Genomic DNA, 15659 nt, shown 5'->3' with positions numbered 1-15659 from the left:
AGGGTAGGGTCGGCCCTGTGAGTGGCCGGTTGGACCTCCTGAACAGCAAGAACGAGAGCGCGGCTGCGTGAAGGCCCGGAAGGAGAGCGCTGCCCGGGGCGACTCCCCCAGGACATCGGGGCGCGCCACGCCGACCTCGGCCTCCGCAAGGAACACCGTCACGGCGGTCCCCCGTGGTGCCGCCGAGTTCTCAGATAAGGCACCTGCTCATGTCGAGCCTGAGCAGCCCTCCCGGGATGGCGAGTATGTCATCCACCTCCCGTCCTTTGAGGGACCGCTCGACCTGCTGCTTCATCTCATCCAGAAGCACGAGCTCGATATCCTCGACATCCCCGTTAGCTTCATCACCGAGAAATACCTCGAATATCTGAACGTGATGAAGGCCCTCACGATCGATCTGGCGAGCGAGTATCTCGTCATGGCCGCCACGCTGGCACACATCAAATCGAAGATGCTGCTGCCCGTCGTCCCCGCTGGTCAAGATGACGATGGCATGCCGGGTGATGAGGAAGAAGATCCGCGGGCCGAACTCGTTCGACGTCTGCTCGAGTACCAGAAGTACAAGGCTGCTGCGGAGGAGCTGAGCGACCGGGGCACGCTGGGTCGAGATATCTTCACGCGGGGGATGAGCGAGGAGGAAGTCCCGCAGGGTCCAGCGCCGTTCGCCGCGGTGAACGCGGTCAACCTGCTCGACGCCTTCGAGAAGATCCTGAAGCGTACCAATGTCCGGATTGACCACGAGGTGACGTTCGATCGGATCTCGATCACGGATCGCATCCTCGAGGTGACTGACAAGCTCTCGGCGCGTCGAGCGATGACGTTCGAGGCGCTACTGCTCGATGGGCTTCCACGTGGTGCTCCGGTATCGAAGTTCGAGATCGTCATCACCTTCCTGGCGGTGCTCGAGATGTGCAAGCTCAAGCTCCTCCGTGTTCACCAGGTCGACCCACTGTCTGCCATCTACGTCGAGCTTTCAGTTCAGGATGATGCAGCGCAAGACATCCTGACAACGAAGGCTCCCCACGCCAGCGCCACGGCGGTTGCCTCCGCGACCGTTGAAGGAACGTCAGTCCAGCGCCCCTCACCCAGCGCTGAGGACAGCGAGGATGTGCGTCGCGACGGTGAGGTCCACGAGGGGATCGATGCCGACTCGTGATGCAAAGAAGCGTTCAGATGGCGGTGCTGAACATTCATCACGCCCGGAGTCCGTGGAGCGTTTCCGCGCTGCGGCCTTCGCGTGGCTCTCGGGAGGCCTGCAGGGCGCGGCGCCAGGTGTGGAAGCTGCTTCGGTGGCGAACCCCCCCTTGCATCCCGGCGCCGAGGCTACCCGCCAGGAAGGAAAGTGGACCCGAGAGGATGGAAAGGGCTCGCAGAAAGCTCCACGTCGAGACAAGGGACTGCGCTTCAGGGCTGCTGCGTGGGCCCATTTCCAGCACCTCGTGCAGGCGAGAGCGCAGCTCGCAGCGTCACTCTCTCCGGTGGCACGCAGGCACCTCAAAGGTGTTCTGGAAGCGCTGATCTTTGCGGCGGACAAACCCATGCCCGCTCGCGAGCTCGCTCGAGCTGCCAACGCGGAGCCGCGGGTCGTTCGAGAGTTGCTCGCCGAGCTTCTCGCCGACTACGAAGGACGTGGCTTCCGGCTCGATGAAGTCGCTGGCGGCTTCGTGTTTCGTACCAGCCCTGCCTTCGCGCCCTTCGTTCGAGAGATGACGGACCAGAAGCCGGTCCGCATGTCACGGGCTCAGCTTGAGACGCTGGCCATCGTGGCCTACCGGCAGCCAGTGACCCGTCCCGAGGTTGACGAGGTTCGCGGCGTCGACTCGGGCGCAGCGCTCAAATCCCTCCTGGAGCGCAATCTCGTACGCATTCTGGGCAAGAAGGACGAGCCGGGTCGCCCCATGATTTACGGGACAACCCCTCAGTTTCTTGAGTTCTTCGGTCTTCGCGCTCTGAATGAACTCCCCACGCTGCGCGAGTTCACCGAACTCACCGATGACTCCCGGCGCACTTACGAGCGCGAGATGGGAGAAGACCCTCCAGAGGCTGCGACGGAAGGAGCGGCGACCGGGGGCTTTGCCGGCGCAGAAGGTAGCCTGCAGGCGTTCATGGTCGAGCCAGCGGGTAGCAGGGATGCTGGTCTGGAGATGGTGCCGGGAGCTGCTCCGGAGTTCGTGACGCCTGAGCACTCGGCCGTGCTTGAGGACTGGACGGAGGTGGAGAGAGCCGAGCACAGCGTTGAAAGCGAGGAGCCCCTCAAGGGAGGAGCGTGACACTCTCGACGGCCATCGCTGCGGAGGCCGCCAGAGAGTTCAGGAAGAATCGTCCGGAAGCCCTCCGGCGGGATCTGGGTAGGGTTCAGCAAGTCTCATCACTTGCTCGCGTAGCTCTGCATGAGCGAGCAGCTTTCGGAGTAGCTGCCATGTTTCCGGTTCTGCCAGTGCCTGCAGTGGAGAAGAGGGGCGTTCACGCCGACGCTTCGGTACCCGGGGGATTGCAGACGGACCCGCCAGTTGGATCTCCTCCAGCCGGGCTACGTACCGCTTCGTAGGGAATATCTCGCCACGCTCCCAGGCAAGCACCGTCTCCTGCTCAAGGCCTAGCGCCATGGCCAGCTCTCGCGCCGTGCAGCCAAGTTTCTGCCTCAGCGCTTTGATCTGCTCCCCATCCATCGGAGGGGAGCATAGCTCCGCATAAAAAAGATGCGACCGGAGGCAACTGGAGCCGCTGAAGAGACGATATCCAGGTATGAGCCTTCGCGCCGTTTCACCAGTCACGCACCTCTCAGCTCCTCCCTGGGCCTCCCTCATCGCGGTGATCTTGGCCGGCTGCATGCCCGAGCTTCCGCGGCCTGGCGTGGTTTCTTCGGAAGAAGCTCCATCTGCTTTCAGCCCTTATGTGACGCTTTCACCTTCAGCCTCGCTGGATGCGGCTCCGCAAGTCTTCAGAGCATATCTTCGGCTTCCAGCAGGTTCAGTCGTCGACCTCGATCGAGTAGGCCTTTTTGAAGGTGAGCTCGGGGCTGGGCATCTTCGCCAGATTGTGCACGGTGAGCTGTCAAAGGCGCTTTCCGAGAGACGCATTCCCGCCCTGACGTGGGTTGAGGAGCCTCCAGCGGACGATATGGTCATCGTGGTAGCACCGACGGTTCCGCTCAATCCGGGGGAGGTTTACTCCCTTGCGAGTGGCGTCCCCGAGACTGTCGAAACTCTGCGGATTGCGCAGGAAGCCTCTCCCTTCCTTTCACGTATCTGGCCGCCGCTGGGCCTATCCGCGACGACTTCATTTGGCGTTTGGTGTGGACCCAATTCTCTACCGCTCATTGCAGATGTCATCGAACTTGAGCCTGATGGCCCAGCCGGGACACTGCGACGTGATGCGGTAGATGGCATCGGCCATGCCTGTGTTCGATTCGAGTCCACTCGCGAAAATACCGACGATGGCCCTTTTATCGGCCCACCAACGGTTGCTGTGGGGGGTGGAGGAGTTGGCGGCCTGGACCCTCGCCCCTTCATGGTCGAGGCGCCCCCTGTCGAGCTTCGTGAAAGTGCATGCGCAGAAGGCGAAGTCGGCTTTGGGCCTGGATGCGCTTCGGTGTCTGATGATCGCATCCTCGTCCACTCACCTGAAATGCCCCTCTTGTGGGCAGTGGGTGGTGAAGGTGTCGACCTTGTAGCAGCAGCAGGACCTGGGGAGCCCTTTCTGATTTCAGAACTCATGCCGTCTGCTGTCATCAACCTCAAGGTGATTGCAATCGACGTGGCCGGACGACCCCTGGAGAGCACCTTCAGCTCAACGACACTCGACCCGATGCCTCATGTCATCATCAATGAAGTGCTCGCCAATCCCGTTGGAGCCGAGCCAGCGCAAGAGTGGGTCGAACTCTACAACGACGGAACAGTCGCTGCGCAGCTCAGTGGCTACATTCTTGAAGATGTAGGGGGCCAGACTCCTTTGCCAACTGCCACATTGTTGCCTGGTGCGTTCGCCTTGGTCGTCAACGAGACGTTCCAGGAGGACGACGAACTCGACCCAAGCCCTGCGGAGGGGACCCTGTTGCTGCGGGTACCGAAACTCGGAAAAAACGGTCTGGCTAACGGAGGTGAGCCGCTCCGCTTGCGGGACTTCGCGGGAAAGATCGTGTCGCGCGTGCCTGCCCTCAAGGTGTCTAGGCCAGGGATGAGCCTATGCCGTACGACCCCACGCGCTCCAGATGGACTCGCTGGCACGTTCGTCGCTAGCTACCCAGACCCAGGCAGAGAGAACATGGTGAAGGGAGAAGTTGAGTGAGCAAGCCGGGGACCTGCTCAACCTGCCTGAGTGCATGTGTGCTGGTTGAATTCGGGCTAATTCTGAGAAAATCAAGCAAAGCGGGTGGCGGGCTTGCGGTTGAGAGTTAGATTACATTTTAGCAACCGGTTCAGGTGGAAAACTACCTGATGAGGGGCTGCCCTTGCGTTTCACGTGAGGGTGTAACGGGTGACCTTCGCGTGGAGTACAGCGATGTCTGGTTCTCGAGAAAAGCTGCTGACCGCATCTGACCTCGCCTCCCTGTGCGAGGTCGACCTCAAGACCATTCATAACTGGGTGGATCGCGGGAGGATTGCTCACTTCCGAACGCCTGGTAGGCACCTGCGTTTTCGTGCGGCAGATGTCGCTGAGTTTCTGAGGGCCTGGGGGTACGCCGTTCCACGTGAACTCGCCCGCGCAACCTCGAAGCTCATCATGGCCATCGGGGGCAAGGATTCACTCGCTCATGTGAGTAGGTCTCTTGGTGACGGTGTGCCGGTACGTCATGCAGACCACCCGTATGATGCGCTCATTTATGCTGGGGCTGAGCCGGCAGATGCTTTCATCGTTGATGTGCGCTCAGTACCGCCGGAAATAGAACTTTCGGGGTTCTTCGAGGCACTTCATCGAGCATGTCCCCAGGGAGTGTTCATGGCTCTCTCAGACGAGCCAACGGATGTGCCACCTTTTGTTACACGACTGGGTCGAGCGGATGCTCAAGGGCTGAAGACGGCGTTGCTACCTGAAACTCAGGTTCCGACGGCCCCTGGCTTGTCAGCAGGGACAGGGAACCAAGTGCAGCAAGCGGTGGGACCCAGCGTGGTGGAAGACGTCCCTCGAAGCATGGCCTCGGGTGAGTTTCCACGCTGAGAGGGACTATCGTCGGGCCGAGTCCCCCTGCGCGCTTCCGGAACTGAGGATCCAGTGAGGCGGCGCTGTCTGGATTCAATCGAGTGATGTCCCGCGCAGGCGACATTCGCTCAGTTCGACCAATTCTGCAGAACAATCGATTCCGTCAAGAAAGAACTCATTGTCACGGCATCGTGACATCATGAGCTGACATCTGACATATTCTGCATAGACCTCTGAGCAGTCGTAAGCCGCCGCTGTATCCGCTTCGGCGTTTGTATTGGCCAAGCAGCTATCCATGTCGTCGTCTGTGCAATTGCTACAGGCGCAGCGCGCCTCGCACAGATCTCGCTCAATGGATGTACATCCGGCGCCTGTTCTGCACAGCCCGATGGCCAGGAGCAGCAAAAGCCCACCTTGGAGTATTCTGCAGAGTTTCTGCGCCAGGACGAGCACCATAGCGCCGCGGCGGGTCAGCTCCCTGCGATGGTCATCGAGGAAACGCGGAGCGTGGGAGCAGCCGTTGATGTACGCAAGTCGAGATCGCTGCCGAGCGCATCAATGCGTTGCAACAGCTCGTCCAGATTGAGTGAGATGGTCACTTCACTCACGGGAAAAGCCAGTTGTCCGTCCTCAATCCAGAATCCTGAAGCACCTCGAGAGAAATCGCCAGTGACGGCATTGAAGCCGAATCCCATCATCTCGGTGACATACAGACCCCGCGGTGTAGAGCGCAGGATTTCCTCCGGTGATGTTTTTGACGGCTGAAGGAGCAGGTTCGAGGTCGACGGTCCGACCCCGCCTCCACTGCCTCGCGCAGCATTGCCAGTTGGCTGCCGTCCGAGCTTCCGGCCGCTGTAACTATCACACAGGATCGTCTGAAAAATCCCATCCTTCACGACTGTGTTGCGTCGTGCTGGGAGACCTTCCCCATCGAAAGGGCGCGAGCCTGGTGCGCGGGGGATGAGCGGATCGTCTACGACAGTAACCAGTTCACTGGCCACGCGTGTGCCTTCTCGCCCAACGAGATAGCTCGACTTTCGCCAGATTGCGCTGCCCATCATGCACCCAGCGAATAGTCCCAGGATGGATCGGGCCACATCCGGGTCGAAGATCACCGGCGCCTCGCAGGTCGGGACTTTTCGTGCGCCCAGTTTGCGCAACGTGCGGCGTGCCGCTTCGCGACCCACGGCTTCAGGGGAATCCAGCTCGGCAAGGTGGCGTTTGGCGCTGTAGTGATAGCCACGGCGCTTCTTGCCTCCTTCATCATCGGCTACCGGTGAGACGACGAGCGAGGCATACGAGCCGGCGTACCCTCCGCGGAAACCGCCAGAGAGCACGATGGCGAAGGCCCCAGCGGTGCGTGAGAACGTGGCGCCGTCACTGTTGGTAATCCGGCTATCTGCCTCGCGTGCCGCTTGCTCACCACGGCGTGCGAGCTCGATGGCTTGAGCTGCGGTGACCTCCCCTCCGGCCGGGTCGTACAGGTCCAGATCGGGAACCGGCCCACGCGCGATCAGCTCGGGGTCCGCGGGGCCTGCGAAGGCGTCTTCCTGAGCGATCTCCACCAGCTCGAGCGCATCCTTGACGAAGCGATCAAGGCCGCGAGGGGTAAGGTCGGAGGTCGAGGTGAGAGCGACACGCCGATCCTTGATCACACGCATCCCGAGGCTCCGATGGGCTGCCTCTTCGACGAGCTCCGGTTCCCCGAGTCGCACCTTGGTAGAAAGCTCGGATCCCGACCGAGCGATGGCTTCCGCGACGTCAGCACCGCCACGGCGGGCTTGCTCCACGACCTCGCTGGCCAGCTGCATCAAGTCCTGGATTTGTTGATCGACGTGAGAGCGGGCGGACATGGGCGCTCAGGGTGGTGGACGAGCGCAGATTCGTCAATCGCTCGGTCGCAGAGAGTTCAGGAGAGTCGGGGCCTGCCCAGCAGGCGCGCTTCAGTCCCCCTTGTCCGGACGAGTCTTTCCGTGAGGCGCAGCTCCCAGCAGGCGCGATCTGCCAGAGGCGCCCCCGCCAGAAGTTCTGAGGGGATCACCCATGCCGGTGGGCGGCTTTTCGGAGAGCGGCAAGCTTCGCGCCGTTGCAGCCGTCGAGCCGGCCACAGGCCCCTGCACGGACTCTCCTTGCCCACTTCGGCGCTCCCCAGCGCGGCTTCCCTCCAGCATCGCTCGGGCTGCGAAGGCTAGCCCCGCAATGAGGAGACCATGCATCCAGAGTATCGCGTAACCCAGCGGTCCCCCCGCCACTGCGTGCACCCCGAAGCCGCCGTGTACCTGACGATAGCTGCCCTCGAGCGACAGGCGCCTTCCGAGCACCAAGGCGATGAGGGCGGCGACCGCCAGCGGCACGCCGGCGATCCCTCCGAAGGCACGCAGTGAACGCTGAGCACCGGCACGTCCAAGCGCGAGGAACCCCATCGGTACGGAAACCGTATCGGCCATCAGCAGCAGCAGATCGATTGCAGAGGGAATCTTGCGGCTATCCACCAGGTACGCAAAGCTCCAGTCAGGCGCGAACACCAGGAAGTAGGCGCACACAGGCGTGTAGACCAGAAGTCCGTACAGGCTGGCCAGAACAAGAGGGCGATGCTCCGTGACCTGCCATCCGCTGTTTCCCCCGAACCGCAGAGGGCCGATGTCTCCCCGTCTGGGCAGCGGAACGCGGTGAGGGGGGGCTCCTGTGTGCCGTGATGAGGCAGCCGACAACCAGGCGAGCAGCGCACCGAGGGCGAAGCCGACAAGGGGAGCGATGAACACGGGCACGGGCGGAACCTAGCGCTCTCGATGCCCACCGCCAAAGTTTGCAGTTTGCTCTGGGAGCCGTGCCGCGCTAAGCGCCTTGCCCAATGGACCCCCGCGACGTCCGCGAACTCCTGGAGCGGGTGCGCACTGGTGAGCTGGCTACTGATCAGGCCCTTGAGGTGCTTCAGCAGCTCCCGTTCCGCGACATTGGCATCGCAACCGTGGATCACCACCGCGCCCTCCGACAGGGTGTCCCCGAGGTGATCTTCGGTCAGGGCAAGAGCGTCGACCAGATCGTCGCCATCATCGAGGAGATCGTGCGCGTCGGTCAGAGCGTGCTGGTCACCCGCATCGAGCCAGACAAGGGCGAAGCGATCGCCGCAAGAGTTCCGAGCTTCCAGTATGCGCCCCTGGCTCGGACCGGCAAAGTCACGGTCAAGCCACCACCCGAGCGCGCTGTGGGACCGATCGCCGTGGTGACCGCTGGCACCAGCGACATCCCCATCGCTGAGGAAGCCGCAGAGACGCTACTGGCGATAGGGCTTCGACCGGATCGTATCTACGATGTCGGCGTTGCGGGACTGCATCGGTTGTTGCTTCGCGTGGACGAGCTGCGCCACGCGGCCGCAGTCATCGTGATCGCTGGCATGGAAGGAGCTCTGCCGAGCGTCGTCGGCGGCCTGGTCGCAACCCCCGTGATCGCCGTACCGACTTCCATCGGATACGGCGCGGCGCTCAGCGGGTTCACGGCTTTGTTTTCGATGCTCACCTCCTGCGCCTCCGGGGTGGTGGTGGTCAACATCGACAGCGGCTTCGGAGCCGCGATGGCAGCGCACAGGATGCTGCCCGGGAGTTCATAGCCATGGCGCACGGTGATTCCCACGACCACTCCCACAGCCACTCGCACGAACATGGCCACTCGCACGAGCATGGCCACTCGCACGAGCATGGCCACTCGCACGAGCATGGTCACGCTCCCGAACATGGCCATGCGCACCAGCATGGCCATGCCCGCGATCACGAGCACACCGCGTTGCAGCTCCCGCTCCTCGAACGAGGAGCCGGCGCCGGTAAGCTCCTGTTCTTCGATACGTTCAGCGGCATCGCGGGCGACATGACCATCTCCGCGCTCCTCGATCTCGGAGTTCCCCTCCTGGTGATCGAGCGCGCCGTGGCCGCGCTGCCCATCGAAGGCTTCCACCTCCACCGCGGCCACGCCCACCGGAGCGGGATCGTCGCCACCTCATTCGATGTTCATGTGGAAGCACCGCAGCCCGAGCGGACGTACGGCGACATCGACGCCATGCTCGCTGCTGCACCTCTGGACCCACAGGTGTCCTCTCTCGCCAGGAAGATCTTCCGTCGCCTCGGAGAAGCCGAAGCCGCCGTGCACCGGATGCCCCTTGAGCAGGTCCACTTCCACGAGGTCGGAGCGGTCGACGCGATCGTGGACATCGTCGGTGCAGCCGCTGCGATCACACACATCGGCGCCGAGGTCGTGGGCTCCCCGCTCCCGATGGGACGCGGTTTCGTCCGCGCGCAGCACGGGATCCTGCCCCTCCCTCCGCCGGCCGTGGTGACGTGCTTGCGCGGCGTCCCCACGTACGGCGTCGAGCTTGATGCAGAGCTGGTCACCCCGACCGGCGCAGCCATCATCGCTGCCACCGCGACCCGCTTCGAGCGTTGGCCGACCTTCGCTCCGGAGCGCGTGGGCTTCGGTGCAGGTCACCGTGAGCTACCCGATCGCCCGAACCTCCTGCGCGTCGTCCTCGGGACGCGGCCGGCACGCGAAGCGGACCCCGAGACGTCCTCGCACGTCATCCTCGAAGCGAACGTGGACGACATGACGGGTGAGGTGGCGGCCCACGCCATCGAGGTCCTGCTCTCGGTCGGAGCCGTCGACGCATGGGCCACCCCCATCACCATGAAGAAGGGCCGCCCCGCCCTCACCATCTCCGCGCTCGCGCCCACACCCCAGGCCGACGCCGTGGCCACTGCGCTCCTCACGGAGACCACGACCATCGGCGTACGCCGCCTCCCCGTGAACCGCACCGAGCGACCCAGGCGCTCGGTCACGGTTGAGACCATCTACGGCGCGATCCGGGTGAAGATCAGCGAAGGCCCCTTCGGACCGCCCCAGGTAAAGCCGGAATTTGACGACTGCGCTTCTGCAGCGCGCGCCCACGGTGTCCCCGTGCGCGAGGTGGTCGCAGCCGCGCTCGCCGCTGCCCGTCTCTGATCGAGCGTCAGTCCGGGCGCTCGATCGGCAGCATCTCGGCCTCCCACTGCAGGAAGCCTCCCTCCAGGAACGCCACCGGCATCCCGCCCTCCGCCATCTTGGTGGCGAGATCCTTCGTCTTATCGCCGCTCCGGCAGTAGAGCACCGGCGCCCCGGCGAGCATGTGGAGTTCCGCCAGTCGGCCCTCGATCTCCTCGATGGGCATGTTCACGGCTCCCGGAATGTGTGCGCGGTTAAAAGCGCTCGCCTCGCGCGTGTCCACCGCGACGACCTGCTGCTCGTTGATGAGCTGGGCCAGCTCGGGGGCGCGGATCGCTCCCTCGGCGCGCGGCAAGAACGGCTCGACCAGCGCGCGAAGCTGGTTCTTGCGCAGGACTCCCTGATCGGCGGCGACCGGACGCCCCTTGTGGAACACCATGAAGGTTGGGACGGCCTGGACCCGAAGCATCGTCGCGATCCGTTTCGACTTGTCGATGTCGATCTTGACGACCTTCGCCTTGTCCTTGAGTTCGCGCGCGAGCGCTTCAACCTCGGGAGCAACGGTCTTGCAGGGCCCGCACCACGTGGCCGTGAAATCGATGAGCACGGGCAGCTCGCTGCGGAGCACCTCACGCTCGAAGTCCTGCTCGGAGATCTCGGGGACGGACATGCCCGCGAGATCTACCCGGCATCCGCACCGGATGCGAGCGGATCCGGCGCTATGGAAGAGCTCTCACGCCCCACCCTGATCCCGAACGCGCACGGTGCGCGGATCCACCGCATCCCGCAGCGCATCCGCCAGCAGGTAAGAACCGCCGACCGTCAGCAACAGCAGCGCCCCTGGCAGCACGAGGAAACGGTACTCCTCCGGATACCGGGCTGCCTCCGCCAGCGTCTCTCCCCAGGAGGCCGAGGCCGTGGACGCGCCCATCGGCAAGAACGAGATCGCAGCCTCCAGGAGCACCACCGAGGCCACCCCGAACACCGAGCTGACGATCACCGGCCCGATCGCGTTGGGCAGGATGTGACGGTAGAACACCCGCAGCTCCGTGCAGCCCAGCGCTTTGGCCGCCATCACGTAGTCCTCTGCCGACGCGCGCAGCACCTCTGCCCTCACGAGCCGCGCGATCTCGGCCCACCGCACGATCGCCACGGCGATCACCAGCGACAGCGCCGACGGCTCGCGCTCGATGGCCCGCACCAGTGCCACGATGATGATCGCCGGGAACGTGTCCACCGTCTCCACGAGGCGCACCAGCCGATCGTTCCAGAAGCCCCGGTAGATCCCGGCCAGCCCCCCCTGGATCACCCCGAGGAACATCCCCGCCAGCACCGCGGAGAGCGACAGCCCCAGCGCCGTGCGTGCCCCGTAGACCAGCCGCGCCACCAGATCGCGCCCGTGGGCGTCCGTGCCGAACGGGTGCTCCTTCGACGACGCTGCGCGCGGACCTGCCTCGCTCGCGTGCGTCGGACCATGGCGCACCACAGGCCACAGCCCGGCTCCCGCAGCGTACCGCGCCCTCCGCTCCTCCTCGCCCATCGCGTTCAGCGCCTCGGCTTCCGTGATGGCCGGCAAGACCTCCACGCCCCGCGGTCCCACCCACACGAGCGGCGCCGGGGCCGCGATGAACTCGGCGAAGATCCCCAGCAGGGCCAGCACCCCGAGCAGCGTCGCCCCGAGCGAAGCCCTCCGGCTCCACGCGATCCTGCGCCAGAGGATCGACAGGTGCGTCACCCGCGTCGCCTCCGCGAGAGCACGGCCGAGGCGAGCCGCGGATCGAGGAGCACGTAAGCGAGGTCGGTCGCGATCACCGCAAGCGCCGCGACCGCCGCCGCGAAGATGGAGAGCGCCATCAGCCAGTTCGCGTCGCGCGCCTGCACGGCCAGGATCGTCGCCTCACCCAGGCCGTGCAGCCGGAAGACGTGCTCCACGACAAAGGCGCCTCCGATCGCCAGCGGAGGCTCGACCACCGCCAGGGTAACCACGGGGAGGAGCGTGTTGCGCAGGCCGTGCGAGAGCAGCGCCCGCACCCGGCTCGCACCGCGCGCCTGCGCCGCACGGATCACATCCTGGGTGAGCACCGTCGCCAGAGCCGACCGCTGCTGACGTGTCGGCGCTGCGACGAGCGCCACGGCCAGGAGCGCGGTGGGCAAGAGCAAGCTCCCTCCGTAGGCGCCTCCCTTCGGGTGCGCGAGCACGGCGAGCACCGCGGTGGGGACGACGGTCATGCCGAGCACGATGCACGCGATGATGAGGTCCGTCTTGCGCCCCCTGGAGGCCGCGCTGATCACGCCGAGTGGAATCGCCACCGCGTAGGCCAGCACGATCGCCCCGAAGACCAGCGCCAGGGTCACGGGCGCACGTCGACCGAGTTCATCGAGCACCGGCTCCCCGTTCGCCGCCAGCCCGAGGCGATGGGTGAGCGCCCCGAGCGCCCACTTCCCGTAGCGGGTCTCCAGGACCATCGCTGCCACCCGCGACGGGCCGCTGAACACCGCATAGTCCCCGCGGTACACCGACCAGAACGTCTTCCAGCGGGCCACGCAAGCCTGCGCCGCTTGCACATCGTCCGTCGGGCTGATCCGGTCATCGATCCCCGTCACCTCGGCAGCGATCGCCACGAGCGCCCTGGCCTGCGCGACGCCTGCCGCGTCCTGAGGCGTCACCAGCGCGCCGATCACGTACTCCAGCGCGAAGGTGTCGAGCTCCAGGATCTCTGCCGCGCGCGAGTCGGATCCGTAGCGGGTGAAGCGCTGCACGGCGCTGCGCACGGACGCGGCACGGAACTCCACGCCCCGGTCGTCCCAGAAGCGGGTCCAGAACGCCACGGCTCTCCCCGGATCGTAGGCATCCTCGGCGCGCGGCAGCTTCATCCTCCGCGCGATCGGCGCCAGCGCGAGCGCGACCTGGGTGCGAGGCTCCGGCGCGAGGGTGTCCAGCGCCGGCAGCACGTGCGGCAGCGCCGCCCCGCCGATGCGCTGAAGATCGGTCGCAGCCCGCGCCGCCTCCGCGCCCCCTGTCACGATCTGCCGCACCGCTTCCATCGCGCGCGCCTGCACATCGCGCGGAGCCGGATTGAAGAACGTGGGCAGGTCGAGGTAGCGCTCCCGGCGGATCCGCTCCCGATCCGCGCGCGTCAGTGCGGAGGTGAAGCGAGGATCGTCGACCGGATCGGGCACGAACGTCAGCACCAGAAACGTCACCACCGACACGACGAAGAGCGTCGGCAAGGTCCACAGGATCCGGCGAAGCGCGTGACGAAGCATGAAGGGCTCAGGCCGCCCGAGAGACAGGCACTGCGACGCGCAATACCTGCCCCTCGTGGATCATCGCCTGCAGCCGATCACGCGCCCCGCCCCACAAGGCGCTATCGGAACAGGTAGTAGCCAGCGATGAAGACGCAGGCGACCGCGCTGGCGATCATCATGATCACCAGCCACTGGGGAGCACCCTCGGTAGGCAGGTGGATCGCCTCGTCGCTGAGCGCGGAACGACTGACCGGCCGACCCTCGTCTTCGTCGTCTTCGTCGTGCTCGTCGTCTTCGTCTTCCTCGGCCGAGCCCTCATCCCCACCGGAGGCATGCACCCGCGGCGCCGGCGGCCGCTGAGACACCTTCCGCTCCTCCACTTCCCTCACGCGCCGCGTCGGTTCGGGCAAGGAGTTCGCGGCGAGGAGATGCTCGGGGAGCTGGTACTTCGTGTACTTCAGCCCCTCGATGTCCTCGCGCATCGGATCCTCGAGGCTGTCTCCCTCGAACCGGGCCACGACCACGGTGATGTTGTCGTGACCTCCGGCCTGGTTGGCGCGCTCGGTGAGCACCCGGCACGCCTCCAGCGGCTCCTCGATGGTCCGGAGCACCTCGCGGATCTCGTCGTTGCGCACCATCCCCGAGAGCCCATCGGAGCAGAGGAGCAGCACATCGCCCCGCTTGAGGACCACGCAAGTCAGGTCGACCTGCACCGACTCCGCCGTGCCGAGCGCTTGCAGGATGATGTTGTTGTGCTCGAAGGTCTCTGCTTCTTCCTCGGTGAGCTGACCGGCCTCGATGAGCTGGTTCACGAGCGACTGATCGCGCGTGACCTGAACCAGCCGCTCGCCGCGGAGGATGTACGCGCGGCTGTCGCCCACCTGCCCGAGGAAGAGGTGATCGTCCAGCAGCGCCGCGATGGTCGAGGTCGTGCCCATCCCGCGCCGCGTCCGATCGAGCTTGGCCTCGCTGAAGATGCGCAGCCCTGCGGCCTCGATCGCGAGAACCAACCGCGCCGCGAGTTCGTCGTGATCGGCCGGCGTCCCGCCTGCGAGCATGCGCTGATAGATGATGTCCACCGCGAGCTGGCTCGCGACTTCTCCGGCCGCCGCGCCGCCCATCCCGTCGCACACCCCGAAGAGAGCGCCGCGCTCGCCCACGCTCTGCGTGCGCTCCGCCTCCATCAACCCGCGGCTTCCCTTGGTCAGGTCTGCCACGATGAAGTTGTCTTCGTTGTGCTCGCGCACCTGACCGACGTCGGTGCGCCCGAAGATCCGGAGCCGTACCCCCGTGCGGGAAGGCTCCTTCACGTCGCCGGGGGCCGTGCTCTCGACGAGCGACGGCGACGAGCCATTGCTCCCGCGAGGCTCCGCGCCTCCATCCTCACCCTCGGCGTCGGCCTTGCGGCCTTCTCCTTCGGGTTCGGGCGCGGTGCCGTCGCCGTGATCGACGGAGGAAGCCCCATCGTCGGGGCGTTCGCTCCTTGGAGGGGCGCTCTCCCGCGAAGGATCATGGCTCCCGGGGCCATCGGTCCCGGGAACGTCGTCACTAACTTCGCGGGCGGTCGGGTCGCTCATCACGATAGGTCCACGCGGAACAGGTGCTGCCCGATGCGAACGAAATCCCCGTTCGCGAGGGGCACGTCCTCCCGGACCGCGACATACGTCCCATTCGACGAGTCGAGGTCCGTCAGGGTGAACTCGCCGGTGACCGGATTTCTCCGAACGACGGCGTGCCTCCGCGAGAGGAACGGATCTGAGGTGAACACGATATCCCCGGTTTCCCGACCGATCACGGTTTCATCCCGGTGCAGGTGGTAGACGTCGCGCACCACACCCTCGACCGTCCTCTGGCACAGCCGCGCACGTCGATGGACGGCCGGCGAGCCGAATAGCAGAGTTCCGTGCTGGATCGCATGGCCGAGGCCTCGCTCCCCGTCACTCACAGTCTGAAATTGTAACACCTCCAGCCCCAGAAGAAGCAAGTCAGCATCTCGCAGAGAATACGGCTGCCGGATGCGCAGGTAGCTGCGGTTGACGGAGCCGAGGTCCCGGAAGATCCAGCCCCCGTCGTGCGGGATCAGCCGCGCATGCCGCGGAGCGACGTAGAGATCGTCTTCGAGGTGGATGTCCCCCTCGGTGCGGCCGATATCGATTTGTCGGCCAGACAGCGGAAAAGACTTCCCTTCGCTGCCGTCTTCGATGATGACCACCAGCCGTCCATCCGGCGCCCGGCTCGCGCGAGCCTCTGCCCACGCGCTGGCCGGCCGCACCGCGTGCGGTGAGCGCAGGGGCGGCGCTCCGACC

General features: G+C 65.2%; 14 protein-coding genes. 6 read left to right on the top strand and 8 right to left on the bottom strand.

Translation table 11 applies throughout. The features are described 5' to 3' along the window. The first annotated feature begins 67 nt into the window (after positions 1 to 67). Both CAP_RS34980 and scpB read left to right on the top strand, forming a co-directional pair. Positions 68 to 1156 (top strand): segregation and condensation protein A, encoded by a 1089-nt coding sequence (locus tag CAP_RS34980; RefSeq protein WP_081865587.1) that lies wholly within the window; start codon positions 68 to 70, stop codon positions 1154 to 1156. A gap of 322 nt (positions 1157 to 1478) precedes the next feature. Then, positions 1479 to 2270 carry an SMC-Scp complex subunit ScpB gene (scpB, locus tag CAP_RS34975; RefSeq protein ID WP_231511872.1) on the top strand — a complete coding sequence of 264 codons (792 nt, stop codon included), beginning with the start codon at positions 1479 to 1481 and terminating at the stop codon, positions 2268 to 2270. 39 nt (positions 2271 to 2309) lie between these two features. On the opposite strand, the gene CAP_RS34970 is transcribed toward scpB, so the two are convergent. Then, complete coding sequence (locus tag CAP_RS34970; protein WP_044248964.1) at positions 2310 to 2669, bottom strand: helix-turn-helix domain-containing protein; 360 nt, start codon at positions 2667 to 2669, stop codon at positions 2310 to 2312. A gap of 160 nt (positions 2670 to 2829) precedes the next feature. Between CAP_RS34970 and CAP_RS49140 the strand changes: the two genes are divergently transcribed. Continuing rightward, positions 2830 to 4287: a lamin tail domain-containing protein gene (locus tag CAP_RS49140; RefSeq protein WP_197041491.1), complete on the top strand. Its 1458-nt coding sequence runs from the start codon at positions 2830 to 2832 to the stop codon at positions 4285 to 4287. Positions 4288 to 4500: 213 nt separating this feature from the next. Beyond that, on the top strand, positions 4501 to 5157 hold the full coding sequence (locus CAP_RS34965; RefSeq protein WP_044248962.1) for a helix-turn-helix domain-containing protein: 657 nt from the start codon (positions 4501 to 4503) through the stop codon (positions 5155 to 5157). A 452-nt stretch (positions 5158 to 5609) separates the two neighbouring features. Here the strand turns inward: CAP_RS34965 and CAP_RS34960 are convergent, their stop codons facing one another. Together CAP_RS34960 and CAP_RS51350 are read right to left on the bottom strand one after the other, a co-directional pair. Then, entirely contained in the window at positions 5610 to 6992 is a 1383-nt protein-coding gene (locus CAP_RS34960) for a TldD/PmbA family protein (RefSeq protein ID WP_231511871.1), read from the bottom strand. A gap of 90 nt (positions 6993 to 7082) precedes the next feature. Continuing rightward, entirely contained in the window at positions 7083 to 7907 is an 825-nt protein-coding gene (locus tag CAP_RS51350; RefSeq protein ID WP_156041421.1) for a hypothetical protein, read from the bottom strand. An 83-nt stretch (positions 7908 to 7990) separates the two neighbouring features. On the opposite strand from CAP_RS51350, the gene larB reads away from it, so the two are divergent. Then, positions 7991 to 8746, top strand: a complete 756-nt coding sequence (gene larB, locus CAP_RS34955; RefSeq protein WP_044248960.1) for a nickel pincer cofactor biosynthesis protein LarB — start codon at positions 7991 to 7993, stop codon at positions 8744 to 8746. Positions 8747 to 8919: 173 nt separating this feature from the next. Further along, positions 8920 to 10125 (top strand): nickel pincer cofactor biosynthesis protein LarC, encoded by a 1206-nt coding sequence (gene larC / locus CAP_RS34950; RefSeq protein ID WP_231511870.1) that lies wholly within the window; start codon positions 8920 to 8922, stop codon positions 10123 to 10125. A gap of 7 nt (positions 10126 to 10132) precedes the next feature. Here larC and trxA read toward each other — a convergent pair whose 3' ends face one another. The 5 genes from trxA to CAP_RS52865 form a co-directional block, all read right to left on the bottom strand. Beyond that, positions 10133 to 10774, bottom strand: a complete 642-nt coding sequence (gene trxA / locus CAP_RS34945) for a thioredoxin (protein ID WP_044248959.1) — start codon at positions 10772 to 10774, stop codon at positions 10133 to 10135. Positions 10775 to 10837: 63 nt separating this feature from the next. Next, entirely contained in the window at positions 10838 to 11839 is a 1002-nt protein-coding gene (locus tag CAP_RS34940) for an ABC transporter permease (RefSeq protein WP_044248957.1), read from the bottom strand. After that, positions 11836 to 13371, bottom strand: coding sequence for an ABC transporter permease (locus CAP_RS34935; protein WP_081865585.1), 1536 nt, complete (start codon positions 13369 to 13371; stop codon positions 11836 to 11838). Before CAP_RS34935 ends, CAP_RS34940 begins: the two co-directional genes overlap by 4 nt. 101 nt (positions 13372 to 13472) lie before the next feature. Then, a complete protein-coding gene (locus CAP_RS46220) occupies positions 13473 to 14930 on the bottom strand; it encodes a Stp1/IreP family PP2C-type Ser/Thr phosphatase (RefSeq protein WP_052376538.1) in 1458 nt (485 codons plus the stop codon). Beyond that, positions 14930 to 15565: an FHA domain-containing protein gene (locus CAP_RS52865; RefSeq protein ID WP_197041490.1), complete on the bottom strand. Its 636-nt coding sequence runs from the start codon at positions 15563 to 15565 to the stop codon at positions 14930 to 14932. Before CAP_RS52865 ends, CAP_RS46220 begins: the two co-directional genes overlap by 1 nt. Positions 15566 to 15659: the final 94 nt, after the last annotated feature.

The sequence above is a fragment of the Chondromyces apiculatus DSM 436 genome (assembly GCF_000601485.1).
GTDB classification, from domain to species: Bacteria; Myxococcota_A; Polyangia; order Polyangiales; family Polyangiaceae; genus Chondromyces; species Chondromyces apiculatus.
This window is presented reverse-complemented; position numbering and strand designations above follow the sequence as displayed.